Raw genomic sequence first — 15,252 nt, forward strand, 5'->3', positions numbered from 1 at the left:
ATGAGCAACGACCTGCTCTCCCAGGACGAGATCGACGCGCTGCTGCACGGCGTCGATTCCGGCGCCGTGGATACCGAGCCGGCGCCCGATCCGGGTGTCGCCCGGACCTACGACTTCGCCAGCCAGGACCGCATCATCCGCGGCCGCATGCCGACGCTGGAGATGGTCAACGAGCGTTTCGTGCGCCTGTGGCGGATCGGCCTGTTCAACCTGATCCGGCGCTCGGCCGACCTGTCGGTGCGCGGCATCGACCTGATCAAGTTCGGCGACTACCTGCACCAGCTCTACGTGCCGACCAACCTCAACCTGATCAAGTTCAAGCCGCTGCGCGGCACCGGCCTGATCGTGTTCGAACCGAAGCTGGTGTTCGCCGTCGTCGACAACTTCTTCGGCGGTGACGGCCGCTACCCCACCCGTATCGAAGGCCGCGAGTTCACGGCCACCGAGATGCGCGTGATCCAGCTGATGCTCAAGCAGACCTTCGCCGATCTGGCCGAAGCCTGGGCGCCGGTGCTGGATGTGGAGTGCGAATACATCAACTCCGAGATCAACCCGCACTTCGCCAACATCGTCACCCCGCGCGAGTACGTGGTGGTCAGCCGCTTCCACGTCGAACTCGAAGGCGGCGGCGGCGAGATCCACGTGACCCTGCCGTACTCGATGCTCGAGCCGATCCGCGAGCTCCTCGATGCCGGCATCCAGAGCGACCGCGTGGACCGCGACGAGAGCTGGAACATCTCGATGCGCGAGCAGCTGATGACTTCGGAAGTCTCGGTATCGAGCGTGCTGGCCAAGCGCAGCATCGATCTGCGCCAGCTCACCCGGTTGAAGGTCGGCGACATCCTGCCGATCGACCTGCCCGCCGAAGTGCCGGTCTGCGTCGAGGGCGTTCCGGTCTTCACCGGACGCTTCGGCACCGCCGGTGGCTACAACGTCGTGAAGATCACCGAGACACACCCGCCGGGCACCACGCCCGCGCGCCGCACAGAACCCCAGGATCTGCCCGTATGAATCCCCAGGACAATCCCTTCCAGGACGCCGTCTCGCCGGCCAAGTTCGACGACCTGCGCGCCGACGGCCCGCTGGATGCGAGCGACCTCAACCTCGACGTCATCCTCGACGTGCCGGTGGCGCTGTCGCTGGAAGTCGGACGCACGCGCATGCCGATCCGCAACCTGCTGCAGCTCAACCGCGGCTCGGTGATCGAACTCGAACGCGGCGCCGGCGAACCGCTGGACGTCTACGTCAACGGCACCCTGATCGCGCATGGCGAAGTCGTGGTCATCAACGACCGCTTCGGCGTGCGCCTGACCGACGTCGTCAGCCCGAGCGAACGGATCCGGAGACTCCGGTGATCGTGACGAGTGCCCTGCCGGTGGCTACGGCCGCCGCGCCGACGGCTGCGCGCGATGTCGACGGCCGGGCCGTCGATACGCGCGACGCTGGTGACACCACGGTCCAGACGCCGGCACCGTCGGCCGACGGGAAGGCTCCGGTGGACGCATCCGACGCGGCGCCCGGCGCCATGGACACCGTGATGGCCGCTGCGGCTGCCGACACCACCGATTTTTCCGCGGTCATCGCCACGACCAGCGCGCCTGTGCGCGCGATTCCACTGATGGTCCAGCCGACGACACCGATGCAGATCGGCGCGCATGCGCCGCAGGGTCCGGGCCTCGGCGGCGCGTTCCTCGCGCTGGTGCTGGTGCTGGGCCTGATCCTCGGCCTGGCCTGGCTGCTCAAGCGCCTGCCGGGCAGCGGCTTCCGCCAGGCCGACGGCCTGCGCGTGGTCGCCAGCATTTCGCTGGGCGCCAAGGAACGGGCGGCGGTGGTGCAGGTCGGCGGCGAACAGCTGCTGCTGGGTATCGGCGCCGGCGGGGTACGGACGTTGCATGTGCTGCCGCAGCCCCTGCCCGAAGCCGCGCCCGCGCAGATGCCCACGCTCAAGAACCTGCCCGATTTCAAACAGCTGCTCGCGCAACGCCTGCGCAAGGACACCTGATCATGCACCGCCGTCTCCGCCCGCAGCGCTGGCTCGCCCTCGCCGCGTTCGCGCTCGGCCTGATGCTGCCGACGCTGGCCCTGGCCGCCGCCGGCGCGCCGCAGCTGCCGGCGCTGCCCGACGTCACCGTGGGCCAGATCGGCAATGCGCCGGTCAGCCTGCCGCTGCAGACGTTGCTGCTGATGACGGCGATCACGCTGATCCCGTCGATGCTGCTGGTGCTGACCGCGTTCACCCGGATCATCGTCGTGCTGGCCCTGCTGCGGCAGGCGCTGGGCACAGGACAGACCCCGTCGAACCAGGTACTGGTCGGCCTCGCGCTGTTCCTGACCGCGCTGGTGATGACGCCCGTGTGGGAAGCCGCGTGGAACAACGGCTTCGGCCCCTACCTCGACGGCCGCATCGACTTCCGCACCGCCTGGGATCTCGGGACCGCCCCGCTGCGCGGCTTCATGCTGGCCCAGGTGCGCGAGACGGACCTGATGACCTTCGCCGGTCTCGCCGGGCACTCGACCTATGCCGGTCCGGACGACGTGCCGTTCCAGGTGCTGGTGGCCTCGTTCGTCACCAGCGAACTGAAGACCGCCTTCGAGATCGGATTCCTGATCTTCATTCCTTTCATCATCATCGACCTGGTCGTGGCCAGCGTGCTGATGTCGATGGGCATGATGATGCTCTCGCCGATGCTGGTCTCCGCGCCGTTCAAGATCCTGCTGTTCGTCCTGGTCGACGGCTGGGTGCTGACGGTGGGCACGTTGGCGGCCAGTTTCAACGTTTGAAGCCGGGATTGGGGATGACCGGACATTCGTCCGTTGAAAGCCGGGATTGGGGATTCGAAAGAGCACCAGCACCAGCAACTGCACCGTCATTCCCGCCTTCGCGGGAATGACGGCCTGAAAAAAATCGGCTACCTCGATCTTTCGCAAAGCCCGCTCTTCCGAATCACCAATCACGAATCCCCAATCCCGGCCCTCCCCCCATGTCCCCAGAAACCGCCCTCACCGAACTGCGCCGTGGCCTTGAAGTCGCGTTGTGGGTCGGTGGCCCGCTGCTGGTGACCGTGCTCGTGGTCGGTGTCGTCGTCGGCATCGTGCAGGCCGCGACCCAGATCAACGAGCCGACGATCGCCTTCGTCGCCAAGGCCGCCGCGCTGACCGCCGCGCTGTTCGCGCTGGGCGCGATGCTGCTGTCGTATCTGGTCGACTACACGACCACGCTGTTCCGCAGCATCCCGCACCTGATCGGCTGAGCATGCGCGCGCGTGGAGGCTACCGCTGATGGATGCCGCCACGCAGATGGCGCTCGACGGCCAGCAGGCCTTCGGCATGATCGGCACGCTGTTGTGGACCGCGCTGCGCGTCGGCGCGCTGCTGATGGCGATGCCGTTGATCGGCACGCGCGCCCTGCCTGCACGCATCCGGGTGATCGCCGCGCTCGCGCTGAGCCTGGCGCTGGCGCCGCTGCTGCCTGCGCCGCCGGCATGGACCGGTTTCGACGCCGCGACCGTGCTGTCGATCGCACGCGAACTCGCGGTCGGCGTGGCCATGGGCTTCATGCTGCGCCTGGTGTTCGAAGCCGGCGCGCTGGCGGGTGAACTGATCTCGCAGGGCTCCGGCCTGTCGTTCGCGCAGATGAGCGATCCGCTGCGCGGTGTGCAGTCCGGCGTCGTCGGCCAGTGGTTCTATCTCGCCTTCGGTCTGCTGTTCTTCGCCGCCAACGGGCACCTGGCGATGGTCGCGCTGCTGGTGCACAGCTACGAGGCGCTGCCGATCGGGACCGCGCTGCCCGATGTCGAAGCGACGCTCCGCATCGCGCCGGAATTCTTCTCCGTGGTGCTGCGCGGCGGCGTGACCCTGGCGCTGCCGGTGATGGTCGCGCTGCTGGCGGTGAACCTGGCGTTCGGCGTGCTGTCGCGCGCGGCGCCGGCGCTCAATCCCATCCAGCTCGGCCTGCCGATCTCGGTGCTGGTCGGCCTGTTCCTGATTGCGATGCTGGCCGGCGAACTCGGTCCGCCGGTGCAGCGTCTCTACGACGCCGCGTTCGACGCCGCCGGGCGCGTCCCGCTGGGGCGTTGAGCCCGCTGTTCGGCAGGTTCGGTGCCGGTGGGTGGGCGCTGCGCGACAAGCGTTCCGTCTGCACCGTTGCGTTTCGGCCTGAAATCCGTCGGAGCCAGGGCTGAGGCCCTGCGCCGCTTCTGCACGCGTGCGATCGCGCGCATAGACATTCTTGGCGCTCCCCTTTTCTTGCGCGTGAATCCGTGTGACTGCGCGAGAAGCGCAAGCGACTGACCGCCATCGCGCGCAAGCGCGCTCCACACCTGCTTCCACACCTGCCGCCATCGCGCGCCATCCCGCCGCATTCGCGCGGGCACGCAGCTTGCAGCAGCCCGGGCATCTCCCACCGGGCCCGCGGCAATGGCCGAGAACGAAGACGGTCAGGAAAAGACCGAAGAACCCAGTCAGAAACGGTTGCAGGACGCACGCGAGAAGGGCAACGTCCCCCGCTCGCGCGAACTGGCAACCGTGGCTGTGTTCGGCGCCGGTGTCGCATCGCTGCTGGCGATGGGCGGCGGCATCACCGCGCGCGCCAAGGACTGGATGCGCGGGGCGTTGACGCCCGATGTCGCACTGCTGGAATCGCCGCAGAAGATGTTCGGCCACACCGGTGAGCTGATGCTCGGCTTCCTGTGGATCCTGGCGCCGCTGATGGTGGCCACGTTGCTGGCCTGCTTTTTGGCGCCGGCGGTCATGGGCGGTTTCAACTTCTCCAGCAAGGGCCTGGTGCCCGACCTCAAGAAGCTCGATCCGCTGGCCGGCATGAAGCGCATCTACGGCCCCGAGGGTCTGGCCGAACTGCTGAAATCGCTGCTGCGCGTGCTGCTGGTCGGCGGCGCGGCCGCGCTGTTCCTGTGGCCGGCGATGCCGCGGCTGCGCGCGATGATCAACCAGCCGCTGGAGCAGGCCGCCGCCGGTGGCCTGAAGTTCGCGCTGTGGATGCTGATGGCGACGGCCGGCGCCCTGCTGCTGCTGGCCCTGCTGGACGCGCCCTACCAGAAGTGGAACTGGCGCCGGAAGCTGAAGATGACGCGCCAGGAAATGCGCGAGGAAATGAAGGAGAGCGAAGGCCGGCCCGAGGTCAAGGGCCGCATCCGCCAGCTGCAGCAGGAGATGTCGCAGCGCCGGATGATGGAGGACGTGCCGACCGCCGACGTGATCGTGGTCAATCCGACCCACTACGCGGTCGCGCTGAAGTACGACGGTGGCGCGATGCGCGCCCCGCGCGTGGTCGCCAAGGGCGTCGACGAACTGGCCCTGCGCATCCGCGAACTCGCCGCCCAGCACCGCATCACCCTGGTCGAAGCGCCGCCTTTGGCACGCGTCTTGTATCGGGAGGCGGACATCGGCCAGGAAATCCCCGTGAAGCTCTACGCTGCCGTCGCCCAGGTGCTGTCCTACGTCTACCAGCTGCGCAGCTGGCGGGCGGGCACGCCGCAGCCGCAGCTCGCCGATCTCGACATCGATGAAGGCGACACCACCGGAGGCCGCCGGTGAGTGCGGTGATGGCGGCGGGCCCGAAGCGGGTCTTCGACGCGCTGCGCAACGGCCTGGGAGCACCCCTGCTGGTGCTGGCCCTGCTGGCGATGGTGGTGGTGCCGCTGCCGCCGACGATCCTCGACATTCTTTTCAGCTTCAACATCGCGATCTCGCTGGTCGTGCTGCTCGCGGTGATCTACGTCCAGCGCCCGCTGGACTTCAGCATTTTCCCGATCGTGCTGCTGGTCACCACGATGCTGCGCCTGGCGCTCAACGTGGCATCCACGCGCGTGATCCTGCTGCACGGCCAGGACGGCCCGGGCGCAGCCGGCAAGGTCATCGAATCTTTCGGCGAGTTCGTCGTCGGCGGCAACTTCGCGGTCGGCATCGTCGCCTTCGCCATCCTGACCATCATCAACTTCGTGGTGATCACCAAGGGTGCGGGCCGCGTGTCGGAAGTGACCGCGCGCTTCATCCTCGATGCCATGCCCGGCAAGCAGATGGCGATCGACGCCGATCTCAACGCCGGCATGCTCACCCGCGACGAGGCCAAGGTCCGTCGCGAGGAAGTCCGCCAGGAAGCCGACTTCTATGGCGCGATGGACGGCGCCAGCAAGTTCATCCGCGGCGACGCGATCGCCGGCATCCTGATCCTGTTCGTCACCATCTTCGGCGGCTTGGCGATCGGCGTGCTGCAGCACGGCATGCCGATGGGCGAAGCGGCCGCGACCTACACCCTGCTGTCGATCGGCGACGGCCTGGTCTCCCAGCTGCCGGCGCTGCTGGTTTCATCGGCGGTCGCGCTGCTGGTCACCCGCGCCTCGCGCAACCAGGACATGGGCGGCGCCGTCACCGGCCAGGTGTTCGGCCAGCACAAGGCGCTGACCATCGCCGCCAGCATCCTGCTGGTCGTCGGTCTGGTGCCGGGCATGCCGAACTTCGCGTTTCTCAGCCTGGCGGCGATCGTCGGTTACGCCGCCTGGGTGATGCGCAAGCGCAGCCTCGAAGCCGAACGCGTCGCAGCCGATCCCGAGGCCGGCGCGCTGCCCGCGCCGGAACAGGCCGCGAATGCCGAACTCGGCTGGGACGATCTCCGCCCGGTCGATCCGCTGGGGCTGGAAGTCGGCTACCGGCTGATCCCGCTGGTCGACAAGGCCCAGGGCGGCGAACTGATGGCGCGCATCAAGGCCGTGCGCCGCAAGCTCACCCAGGACGTCGGCTTCCTCATTCCGCCGGTGCACATCCGCGACAACCTCGAGCTGTCGCCCACCGCCTACCGCCTGCTGGTGCACGGCGTGCCGGTGGCGACCGCCGAAGTCCATCCCGACCGCCTGCTGGCGCTCGATCCAGGTGGCGCCTTGCATCCGATCGAGGGCATCCCCGGCAAGGACCCGGCGTTCGGACTCGACGCGCTGTGGATCCTGCCGCTGCACCGCGCCCAGGCCGAGGCCGCCGGCTACACCGTGGTCGATCCAGCCACCGTCGTCGCCACGCATCTCTCGCACCTGGTGCGCGAACAGGCGCCCGAACTGCTGGGCCACGAGGAAGTGCAGCAGCTGCTGGCCACCCTCGCCCGCAGCGCACCCAAGCTGTCCGAAGACCTCACCCCGAAGGCGCTGCCGCTGGCGGTCGTGGTGCGCGTGCTGCAGAACCTGCTGGTCGAGCGCATTCCGGTGCGTCAGCTGCGCCGCATCGCCGAGGCGCTGGTCGAGCACGCCGCGCACACCCAGGACCCGGCCCAGCTGACCGCCGCCGTGCGCACCGCGCTCGGCCGTTTCATCGTCCAGGAAATCGCCGGCCCCTCGGCCGAATTGCCGGTCTACACGCTGGCGCCGAATCTGGAACGCGTCTTGCAGGATTCCGCGCAGGGCGCCGGTGCGGCACTGGAACCGGGCCTGGCCGAACGCCTGCAGCAGAGTCTCGCCGACTGTGCCAGCCAGCAGGAAGCCAGGAACGAACCGGCGGTGGTGCTGGTGCCCGGACAGGTCCGCGCCGCGCTGGCGCGTCTGGTCCGGCACAGCGTGCCGGGGCTGTCGGTCCTGTCCTACACCGAAGTGCCGGAAGACAAGCGCCTGAAGTTGCTGGGCACGATCAATTGAAAGCCGGGATGCGGGATTGGGGAGTGGGGATTCGTGAGAGCGGATCCCGCCAACGCGGAGAGAGTGCGATGCAAGCGATGAGACCCAGACAGACCACACGCGCAACACCCCCGACACCGATGCCTGCTGTTTCCAATCCCCATTCCCCAATTCCGAATCCCTGCTCATGAAAATCCGCCGCTTCGTCGCCGCCGACATGCGCAGTGCCCTGCAGCTGGTGCGCCAGGCGCATGGTCCCGATGCCGTGATCCTGTCCAACCGTCGCATCGACGAGGGCGTGGAGATCGTCGCTGCCAGCAATTACGACGAGGGCTACGTGCAGCGCGCCATCGAGGACGCGCAGCGCGAGACGCCTGTGGCCTCGGCCGCGATGCCGGCGGCCGCCGGTCCGATGGAAACTGGTCTGGCGCCGTCCGAGCGCTGGCTGCGTGAGCTCGCGCCGCAGGCCGATGCCGCCGCCCAGACCGAACCCGCACCTGCGCGTGCTGCAGCGCCTGCGCGGACTGCAGCCCCCGATGCCGCGGTCGCCGCGCTGGCCGCCCGTGCCCGTGCGTCGTCCGAGCCGGCGACCTTCGACATCGATGGCCCGACCTTCGCCCAGTTGCTGGCCGCCGGCCATCGCGACGACACGCCGCAGGTCGAAAAAGTCGCGGTCGCCCCGCCGGTGCGCGACGAGATTCCGTCGCCGCCGGTGCCTGCGCCGGTCGCGCCCGTCGTTCTGGCCGCCGTGCCGACCCCGCAGGCGCCTGCCAGCGACGGAGAACTGGCGCAGATGCGCGACGAGCTGTCGCAGATGCGATCGATGATCGAGCGCGAGATGGCGCGCCTCACCGACGAGCGCCTGCGCGGTTCGCCGGCGCGCGCCCAGGCGATGGAACTGATGGAGGACTACGGCTTCGATGCAGGCATCACCCGCGACACCGTGCTGCAGATCCCCGCCGACACCCCGGATGCCCGCGTCCGCGGCCTGATGCTGGCGCTGCTGTCCAAGCGCCTGCCGATCTGCCCGATCGACCCGCTGGCCGAAGCCGGCGTGATCGCCCTCGTCGGTCCCACCGGCGCCGGCAAGACCACCACCATCGCCAAGCTGGCCGCGCTGTACGCCGCCCAGCACCAGCCGCGCGACGTTGCCCTGATCACCACCGACACCTCGCGCGTCGGCGGCCGCGAACAGCTGCACAGCTACGGCCGCCAGCTCGGCATCGCCGTGCACGAGGCCGACAGCGAGACCGGCCTGATCCAGCTGCTGCAGAAGCTGCAGGACTACCGCCTGGTGCTGGTCGACACCGCCGGCCTAAGCCAGCGCGACCGCGCCCTCGCCGGCCAGCTCAACTGGCTGCGTGCCGCGCGCCAGGTGCGCACCTTGCTGGTGCTGCCGGCCAACACCCATTTCGCGGACCTGGACGAAGTGGTGCGCCGGTTCGAGAACGCCCGCCCGCAGGGCGTGGTGCTGACCAAGCTGGACGAAACCGGCCGCCTGGGCAGCGCCCTGTCGGTGGCGGTCGACCACCAGCTGCCGCTGACCTGGGTGACCGACGGCCAGCGCATTCCCGAAGACCTGCACCGGGCCAATGCCGCCCATCTGGTGCTCCGCCTTGAAGATCTCCGCCGCGATGCCGATAAGCCGATTGTCCCGGAGCACGCATTCCGGAATCACGACCATGCCGTCGCCTGAGCGCCTGCCGATGTCCGCCACCCCATTCCAGCCTGTCCGCACCCTCGCCGTCACCGGTGGCAAGGGCGGCGTGGGCAAGACCAACGTCTCGGCCAACCTGTCGGTCGCGCTGTCGGGCATGGGCCAGCGCACGCTGCTGCTGGACGCCGACCTGGGCCTGGCCAATGTGGACGTGCTGCTGGGCCTGTCGCCGCAGCGCACGCTGGCCGACCTGGTCGCCGGCCGCTGCTCGCTCGACGAAGTGATCATCGAAGGACCCGGCGGCGTGCTGGTGGTCCCGGCGGCGTCCGGCCGCCGGCACATGGCCGAACTGCGTCCGGCCGAACATGCCGGTCTGGTCAACGTCTTCAACGACCTGCAGCGTGAGCTCGACCTGCTGGTCGTCGATACCGCCGCCGGCATCACCGATTCGGTGCTGACCTTCTGCCAGGCCGCACAGGACGCGATCGTCGTGGTCTGCGACGAACCCGCCTCGATCACCGACGCCTACGCACTGATCAAGGTGCTGGCGCGCGAGCGCGGCGTGGACCGCGTGCAGGTGGTGGCCAACATGGTCCGCAGCCCGCAGGAAGGCCGCAATCTGCACGAGAAGCTTTCGCGCGTGTGCGAGCGCTTCATCGGCGACGTGTCGCTGAACTACCTCGGCGCGGTGCCGCAGTGCGACTGGCTGCGCATGGCCGTGCAGCGCCAGCAGGCCGTGGTGCTGGCCTATCCCGGCAGTCCGTCCGCGCGTGCGCTGATCGAGATCGCCCGTCGCATCTCGCGCTGGCAGGCGCCGACCGCGCCGCGCGGCCACGTCGAGTTCTTCGTCGAGCGCATGCTGCGCCAGGGAGCGACCGCATGAACCTCGCCGCTCGCCAGTACCAGGCGGTGCAACGCACGGCCACGGTCGATCCGCTGGTCCAGCACGCCGAACTGGTCCGCCGCATCGCCCATCACCTGGCCGCGCGACTGCCGGCCAGCGTCGAGATCGACGATCTGGTGCAGGCCGGCATGATCGGCCTGTTCGAGGCCTCGCGCAGCTACGACGCCGAACAGGGCGCGTCGTTCGAGACCTATGCCTCGATCCGCATCCGCGGCTCGATGATCGACGAGATCCGCCGTGGCGACTGGGTGCCGCGCTCCGTGCACCGGCGCGCCCGCGAAGCCGCTGCCGCGATCCGCGAGATCGAACAGAGCACCGGCCGCGCCGCCAGCGCGCACGAGGTCGCAGCGAAACTCGACCTGCCGCTGGGCGAATACCAGCGCCTGCTGGAAGACGCCGCGCGCGGCCAGGTGCTGAGTCTGGATTCGCACATCGAAGACCACGGCGAGGTCGAGCCGGTCAACCGTCGCGGCGGCCCGACGCCGCAGGAAGCGCTGGTGCGCGGCGAGTTCGGTCGCGAGCTGATGGGCGCGATCGGCCACCTGCCCGAGCGCGAGCAGCTGGTGCTGTCGCTGTACTACGAGCAGGAACTGAATCTGAAGGAGATCGGCGCGGTGCTCGGCGTCAGCGAATCGCGCGTCTGCCAGATCCATGGCCAGGCCGTGGTCCGCCTGCGCGGCCGCCTCACCGCTTTCGAACTTGCGGACACCGGCTTCGGTGCCGACGACTGACCTCCGGGGCCCGTGCCCCACCCCGTATCGCAGCACGCTTTTTTCGAGGAACACGTTTTGAACAAGAACATCCGCATCCTGATCGTCGACGATTTCTCGACGATGCGCCGGATCGTCAAGAACCTGCTGTCCGATCTGGGCTTCAACAACACGGTCGAGGCGGAAGACGGCCACAGTGCGCTGGCCGTGCTGCGCCAGGATGCGGTGGAGCTGGTGGTGACCGACTGGAACATGCCCGGCATGACCGGCATCGAGCTGCTGCGCGAGATCCGCGCCGATCCCAGGTTCCGCGCGTTGCCGGTGCTGATGGTGACCGCCGAAGCCAAGCGCGAGCAGATCATCGAGGCCGCGCAGAACGGCGTGAACGGCTACATCATCAAGCCGTTCACCGCGCAGACCCTGGAAGAGAAGCTCGGCAAGATCTTCGAGCGCCTGGGGACCGCGGCATGACGACGCCCGACATCGAACGCACCCGTCTGGCCAACCTGCTGCACGACGCGCTGGAAGCGCTGGAGCGCGGCGACGAGGACGGCTGGCGCCGGCAGGTCGACGCGCTGGCCAATGCGCGCGCGCGCACCCTGGTCACCGGCCTCGGCCGGCTCGCCCGCGAACTGTCGCAGGCGCTGGACACCCTGCCGCCCACGCCCGCCGAAGGCAGCGGTCTGGATGATGCCTGCGCGCGTCTGGACCACGTGGTCGAGATGACCGAACAGGCCACACACCGCACGCTGGACCTGATCGACGAAAGCCGCGCGCTCGTCGCCCGGCTCAAGGAAGGTCCGCTCGACGAGACCCAGATCGCCACCGTCGAATCGCTGCGCGAGAACCTGCGCGAGATGGCGCTGGCGCAGAGCCACCAGGACCTCGGCGGCCAGATCATCCGCCGCGTCGCCGGCATCGTCCGCGGCGTGCACGAGGGCTTCGGTGCCCTCGGTCTGCCGCCGAAGGAAGACAACCAGCGCGGCAACGGACCGTCGGTTTCCGGCCTCGACCGCAACACGGTCGGCCAGAGCGACGCGGACGATCTGCTGTCGCATCTGGGGCTCTGAAGATCTCACCACGCGGTTGGAACAGACCGCGCCGCGTCCCCTCGCGCGCGCGGCAGGAACGGGAATGCTGATGTCGAAACACGAACGCCTGATCACGCCGCTGCGCGCGCACGCCTGTGCTGCCGGACGGGCGGACGTGTGCACCGGCGGCGCTGCGATCGCCCGGTCCACCGGCGCGGGTCGACGCTGATGCAGTCGCCCGACATCGTTGCCGACTTCGTCCTCGAAGCCCGCGAACTGCTCGACGACCTCGGCGGCCAGCTGGTCGGTCTGGAACAGACGCCCGACGACCGCGAGCGTCTCAACGCGGTCTTCCGCGCATTCCACACGCTCAAGGGCGGCGCCGGCTTCCTCGGCGCGACGCCGCTGGTCGAGCTGTGCCACGCGGCCGAGGAAACCCTGGGCATGGTGCGTGCCGGCCAGACCGCGCTGCTGCCGCGCCATTTCGACGCCGCGCAGCAGTCGCTGGACTGGCTGCAGGCGATGGTCGACGCGATCGAGACCGACGACACCGTGCCGAGCGCGCCGGCCGAACTGATCGCGGGCTTCGCGCCTGCCGATGCGCCTGCAGCGGCGCCGGTGCGTGCAGCCGCGCCCGTGGTCGCTGCTGCCGGCGACGACATGATTTCCGACGACGAATTCGAAGCCCTGCTCGACCAGTTGCATGGTGACGGGGTGCCGGGCACGCAGGCGACTGCCGCGCCGGCGATGATCGACGACGACGAGTTCGAGGCCCTGCTCGACCAGCTGCATGGTGGCGCCGCGCCCGGCGTGGCCGCGCCTGCAGGGAACGCGGCCAAGCCCGTCGCCGACATGATCGACGACGACGAATTCGAAGCCCTGCTCGACCAGTTGCACGGCGGCGCCGCGCCGGGCACGCAGACACCTGCGCCGGCTGCAGCGGCACCCGCGCCGGCGGCCATTCCGCGACCGGCGCCGCGCACCGCACCGCCCGCCGCAGCGCCGAAGACATCCGCCGCGCCGTCCGAACGCGAACAGACCGTGCGCGTCGACACCAAGCGGCTCGACGTCATCGTCGACCTGGTCGGCGAACTCGTGCTGGCGCGCAACCGGCTGAAGACCCTGCGCGCACGGCTGCGCGACGAGGATCTCGACCGCGCGGTCACCACGCTCGACAACGCCACCGCGCGTCTGCAGGGCGCCGTCATGCGCACGCGCATGCAGCCGGTCGGCAAGGTGTTCTCGCGCTTTCCCAAGCTCGCCCGCGACGTCGCCCGCGCGCTCGACAAGGAAGTGGATCTCGACCTCGTCGGCGCGGAGACCGAACTCGACCGCAACCTCGTCGAGGCACTGGCCGATCCGCTGATTCATCTGGTGCGCAATGCGATCGACCACGGCATCGAGATGCCCGCCTTACGAGAGGCGACCGGCAAGCCACGTGCCGGCCGCGTGCGCCTGATCGCGCAGCAGCAGGGCGATTACGTCGGCATCGAGATCCACGACGACGGCGCCGGCATCGATCCCGAACGGCTGCGCGCCAAGGCCCGCGACAAGGGCCTGATCGACGCCGAATCCGCCGCGCGCCTCAACGCCGAGGAATGTCTCAACCTGATCTTCCTCGCCGGCTTCTCCACCCGCGACGAGGTCAGCGACATCTCCGGCCGTGGCGTGGGCATGGACGTCGTGCAGTCGCGCATCCGCGAACTCGGTGGCCAGATCCAGGTGCAGTCGGAACTGGGACGCGGCAGCCGCTTCTCGCTGCGCGTGCCGCTGACGCTCGCCATCCTGCCGACGCTGCTGGTCCACGCCGCCGACGACTGCTACGCGCTGCCACTGGCGCGCGTGCAGGAAGTGCTGCACGCACCTGCGCGCACGGTGAACTGGTTCGACGGCCGCGCCGCACTCGACCGCCGGTCGCACACGCTGTCGTTGCTCGACCTGCGCCACTGGCTGGGCCAGCCGGCGCAGGACACGACCCTGCTGACCATCGTCGTCCTGCAGCGCGGCGACAGCCGCTTCGGCCTGGTCGTCGACGAAGTCCGCGGCCGCGAGGAAGTCGTCATCAAACCGCTGCCGCGTGCGCTGCGCGGCCTGCCCGGTTATGCGGGCGCGACGCTGATCGGCGACGGCAGGCTGGCGCTGATTCTCGATGTGGATGCGTTGAAGCGGTGATGGGGGGGGTGATTCGTCATTCGTCATTCGTGATTGGTGATGACCGGACATGCGTCCGTTGAAAGCGGTGATTCGGAACAGCCGCTGCTTCCTCATTGCCCCGGCTTCAGGGAAGCGGACGGCTGGTCTGGCAGACCTCGCCAGATCCCGGATCCGTCATCCACCGTCATCCCCGCGCAGGCGGGGATCCAGGGACGTTGGCGCCAAGAGGATTGACGTCCATGGATGACCAGCCGTTCGGCTGTTAAAAGCCCCGCCTGCGCGGGAATGACGGGTCCATCCCACGATTCTGAAAGCTCGCAACGCCCGGGAACGGCACGGCTGCTGCTCTTTCGAATCACCAATCACGAATCCCGAATCACCAATCCCCAATCCCCGCCCTTCCTCAAGTCCCCTCCCCCCCCGCCGATACCAACGTCATGGATATTTTCAGCGTCGCCGGAATCGTGCTTGCCGTGGTCGCCCTGTTGGGCGGCAGCGTGCTCAAGGGCGCCGGTCTCGGTGCCCTGTGGTCGCCGGCCGCCTTCCTGATCGTCATGGTCGGCACGGTCGCCTCGATCCTGCTGCACACGCCGGCGCCGGTGTTCAAGCATGCGATGCACATCGCCGGCTGGGTGATCAAGCCGCCGGTCTCCGACCGCGCCGCGCTGATCGCGCAGCTGCTGGAGTGGAGCAACGTATCGCGCAAGCAGGGGCTGCTGGGACTGGAAAGCCACGTCGAGGCGCAGACCGATCCGTTCCTGAAGAAGGGCCTGCAGATGCTGGTCGACGGCGTCGAGCCCGAGGCGATCCGGCACATGCTGGAAATCGACCTGCAGGGCGAGGAACACAATGATCTGGCCGCCGCCAAGGTGTTCGAGGGCATGGGCATCTATGCGCCGACGCTCGGCATCGTCGGCGCGGTACTGGGTCTGATCGCGGTGATGAAGAACCTCGCCGATCCGAGCAAGCTCGGCGTCGGCATCGCCGCCGCGTTCACCGCGACGATCTACGGCATCGCCTCGGCCAACCTGTTCTTCCTGCCGATGGCGGCCAAGCTCAAGAGCGTGATCGGCCGCCGCAGCGGCGAGCGCGAGCTGGCGATCGAAGGGCTGATCGCGATCGCCCAGGGCGAGAATCCGCGCAACATCGAGGCGCGGCTCGCCGGCTTCCTGCACTGACCTGT

Annotated in this window: 15 protein-coding genes; all 15 read left to right on the forward strand. The window is 68.9% G+C overall.

What is annotated here, in order from left to right; genetic code table 11:
• The 15 genes from fliM (at position 1) to AC3A5K_RS02950 (ending at position 15,247) form a co-directional block, all read left to right on the forward strand.
• A complete protein-coding gene (fliM, locus tag AC3A5K_RS02880; RefSeq protein WP_487615997.1) occupies positions 1 to 1,011 on the forward strand; it encodes a flagellar motor switch protein FliM in 1,011 nt (336 codons plus the stop codon).
• Positions 1,008 to 1,355 carry a flagellar motor switch protein FliN gene (gene fliN / locus AC3A5K_RS02885; RefSeq protein ID WP_487615998.1) on the forward strand — a complete coding sequence of 116 codons (348 nt, stop codon included), beginning with the start codon at positions 1,008 to 1,010 and terminating at the stop codon, positions 1,353 to 1,355. Before fliM ends, fliN begins: the two co-directional genes overlap by 4 nt.
• 263 nt (positions 1,356 to 1,618) lie before the next feature.
• Complete coding sequence (gene fliO / locus AC3A5K_RS02890) at positions 1,619 to 2,002, forward strand: flagellar biosynthetic protein FliO (protein WP_487616304.1); 384 nt, start codon at positions 1,619 to 1,621, stop codon at positions 2,000 to 2,002.
• Between the two features lie 62 nt (positions 2,003 to 2,064).
• Positions 2,065 to 2,781 carry a flagellar type III secretion system pore protein FliP gene (gene fliP, locus AC3A5K_RS02895; RefSeq protein WP_487616305.1) on the forward strand — a complete coding sequence of 239 codons (717 nt, stop codon included), beginning with the start codon at positions 2,065 to 2,067 and terminating at the stop codon, positions 2,779 to 2,781.
• Positions 2,782 to 2,981: 200 nt separating this feature from the next.
• The gene (locus AC3A5K_RS02900) at positions 2,982 to 3,251 is read left to right on the forward strand and encodes a flagellar biosynthetic protein FliQ (protein ID WP_465074365.1); all 270 of its coding nucleotides are present in this window, start codon (positions 2,982 to 2,984) and stop codon (positions 3,249 to 3,251) included.
• 28 nt (positions 3,252 to 3,279) lie between these two features.
• Positions 3,280 to 4,077, forward strand: a complete 798-nt coding sequence (gene fliR / locus AC3A5K_RS02905) for a flagellar biosynthetic protein FliR (RefSeq protein WP_232118613.1) — start codon at positions 3,280 to 3,282, stop codon at positions 4,075 to 4,077.
• A 339-nt stretch (positions 4,078 to 4,416) separates the two neighbouring features.
• Positions 4,417 to 5,553 (forward strand): flagellar biosynthesis protein FlhB, encoded by a 1,137-nt coding sequence (flhB, locus tag AC3A5K_RS02910; protein ID WP_487615999.1) that lies wholly within the window; start codon positions 4,417 to 4,419, stop codon positions 5,551 to 5,553.
• A gap of 8 nt (positions 5,554 to 5,561) precedes the next feature.
• On the forward strand, positions 5,562 to 7,634 hold the full coding sequence (gene flhA / locus AC3A5K_RS02915; protein WP_487616306.1) for a flagellar biosynthesis protein FlhA: 2,073 nt from the start codon (positions 5,562 to 5,564) through the stop codon (positions 7,632 to 7,634).
• A gap of 166 nt (positions 7,635 to 7,800) precedes the next feature.
• Positions 7,801 to 9,309 (forward strand): flagellar biosynthesis GTPase FlhF, encoded by a 1,509-nt coding sequence (flhF, locus tag AC3A5K_RS02920; RefSeq protein WP_487616000.1) that lies wholly within the window; start codon positions 7,801 to 7,803, stop codon positions 9,307 to 9,309.
• The gene (locus tag AC3A5K_RS02925) at positions 9,296 to 10,153 is read left to right on the forward strand and encodes a P-loop NTPase (RefSeq protein WP_487616001.1); all 858 of its coding nucleotides are present in this window, start codon (positions 9,296 to 9,298) and stop codon (positions 10,151 to 10,153) included. Before flhF ends, AC3A5K_RS02925 begins: the two co-directional genes overlap by 14 nt.
• The gene (locus AC3A5K_RS02930; RefSeq protein WP_487616002.1) at positions 10,150 to 10,905 is read left to right on the forward strand and encodes an RNA polymerase sigma factor FliA; all 756 of its coding nucleotides are present in this window, start codon (positions 10,150 to 10,152) and stop codon (positions 10,903 to 10,905) included. The genes AC3A5K_RS02925 and AC3A5K_RS02930 overlap by 4 nt, the downstream gene beginning before the upstream one ends.
• A 57-nt stretch (positions 10,906 to 10,962) precedes the next feature.
• The gene (locus tag AC3A5K_RS02935) at positions 10,963 to 11,355 is read left to right on the forward strand and encodes a chemotaxis response regulator CheY (protein ID WP_487616003.1); all 393 of its coding nucleotides are present in this window, start codon (positions 10,963 to 10,965) and stop codon (positions 11,353 to 11,355) included.
• Positions 11,352 to 11,954 carry a protein phosphatase CheZ gene (locus AC3A5K_RS02940; RefSeq protein ID WP_487616004.1) on the forward strand — a complete coding sequence of 201 codons (603 nt, stop codon included), beginning with the start codon at positions 11,352 to 11,354 and terminating at the stop codon, positions 11,952 to 11,954. Before AC3A5K_RS02935 ends, AC3A5K_RS02940 begins: the two co-directional genes overlap by 4 nt.
• 189 nt (positions 11,955 to 12,143) lie before the next feature.
• Positions 12,144 to 14,087 carry a chemotaxis protein CheA gene (locus tag AC3A5K_RS02945; protein ID WP_487616005.1) on the forward strand — a complete coding sequence of 648 codons (1,944 nt, stop codon included), beginning with the start codon at positions 12,144 to 12,146 and terminating at the stop codon, positions 14,085 to 14,087.
• A gap of 419 nt (positions 14,088 to 14,506) precedes the next feature.
• Positions 14,507 to 15,247: a flagellar motor protein gene (locus AC3A5K_RS02950; protein ID WP_487616006.1), complete on the forward strand. Its 741-nt coding sequence runs from the start codon at positions 14,507 to 14,509 to the stop codon at positions 15,245 to 15,247.
• Positions 15,248 to 15,252: the final 5 nt, after the last annotated feature.

The organism is Luteimonas sp. Soil_C_5, assembly GCF_057656615.1.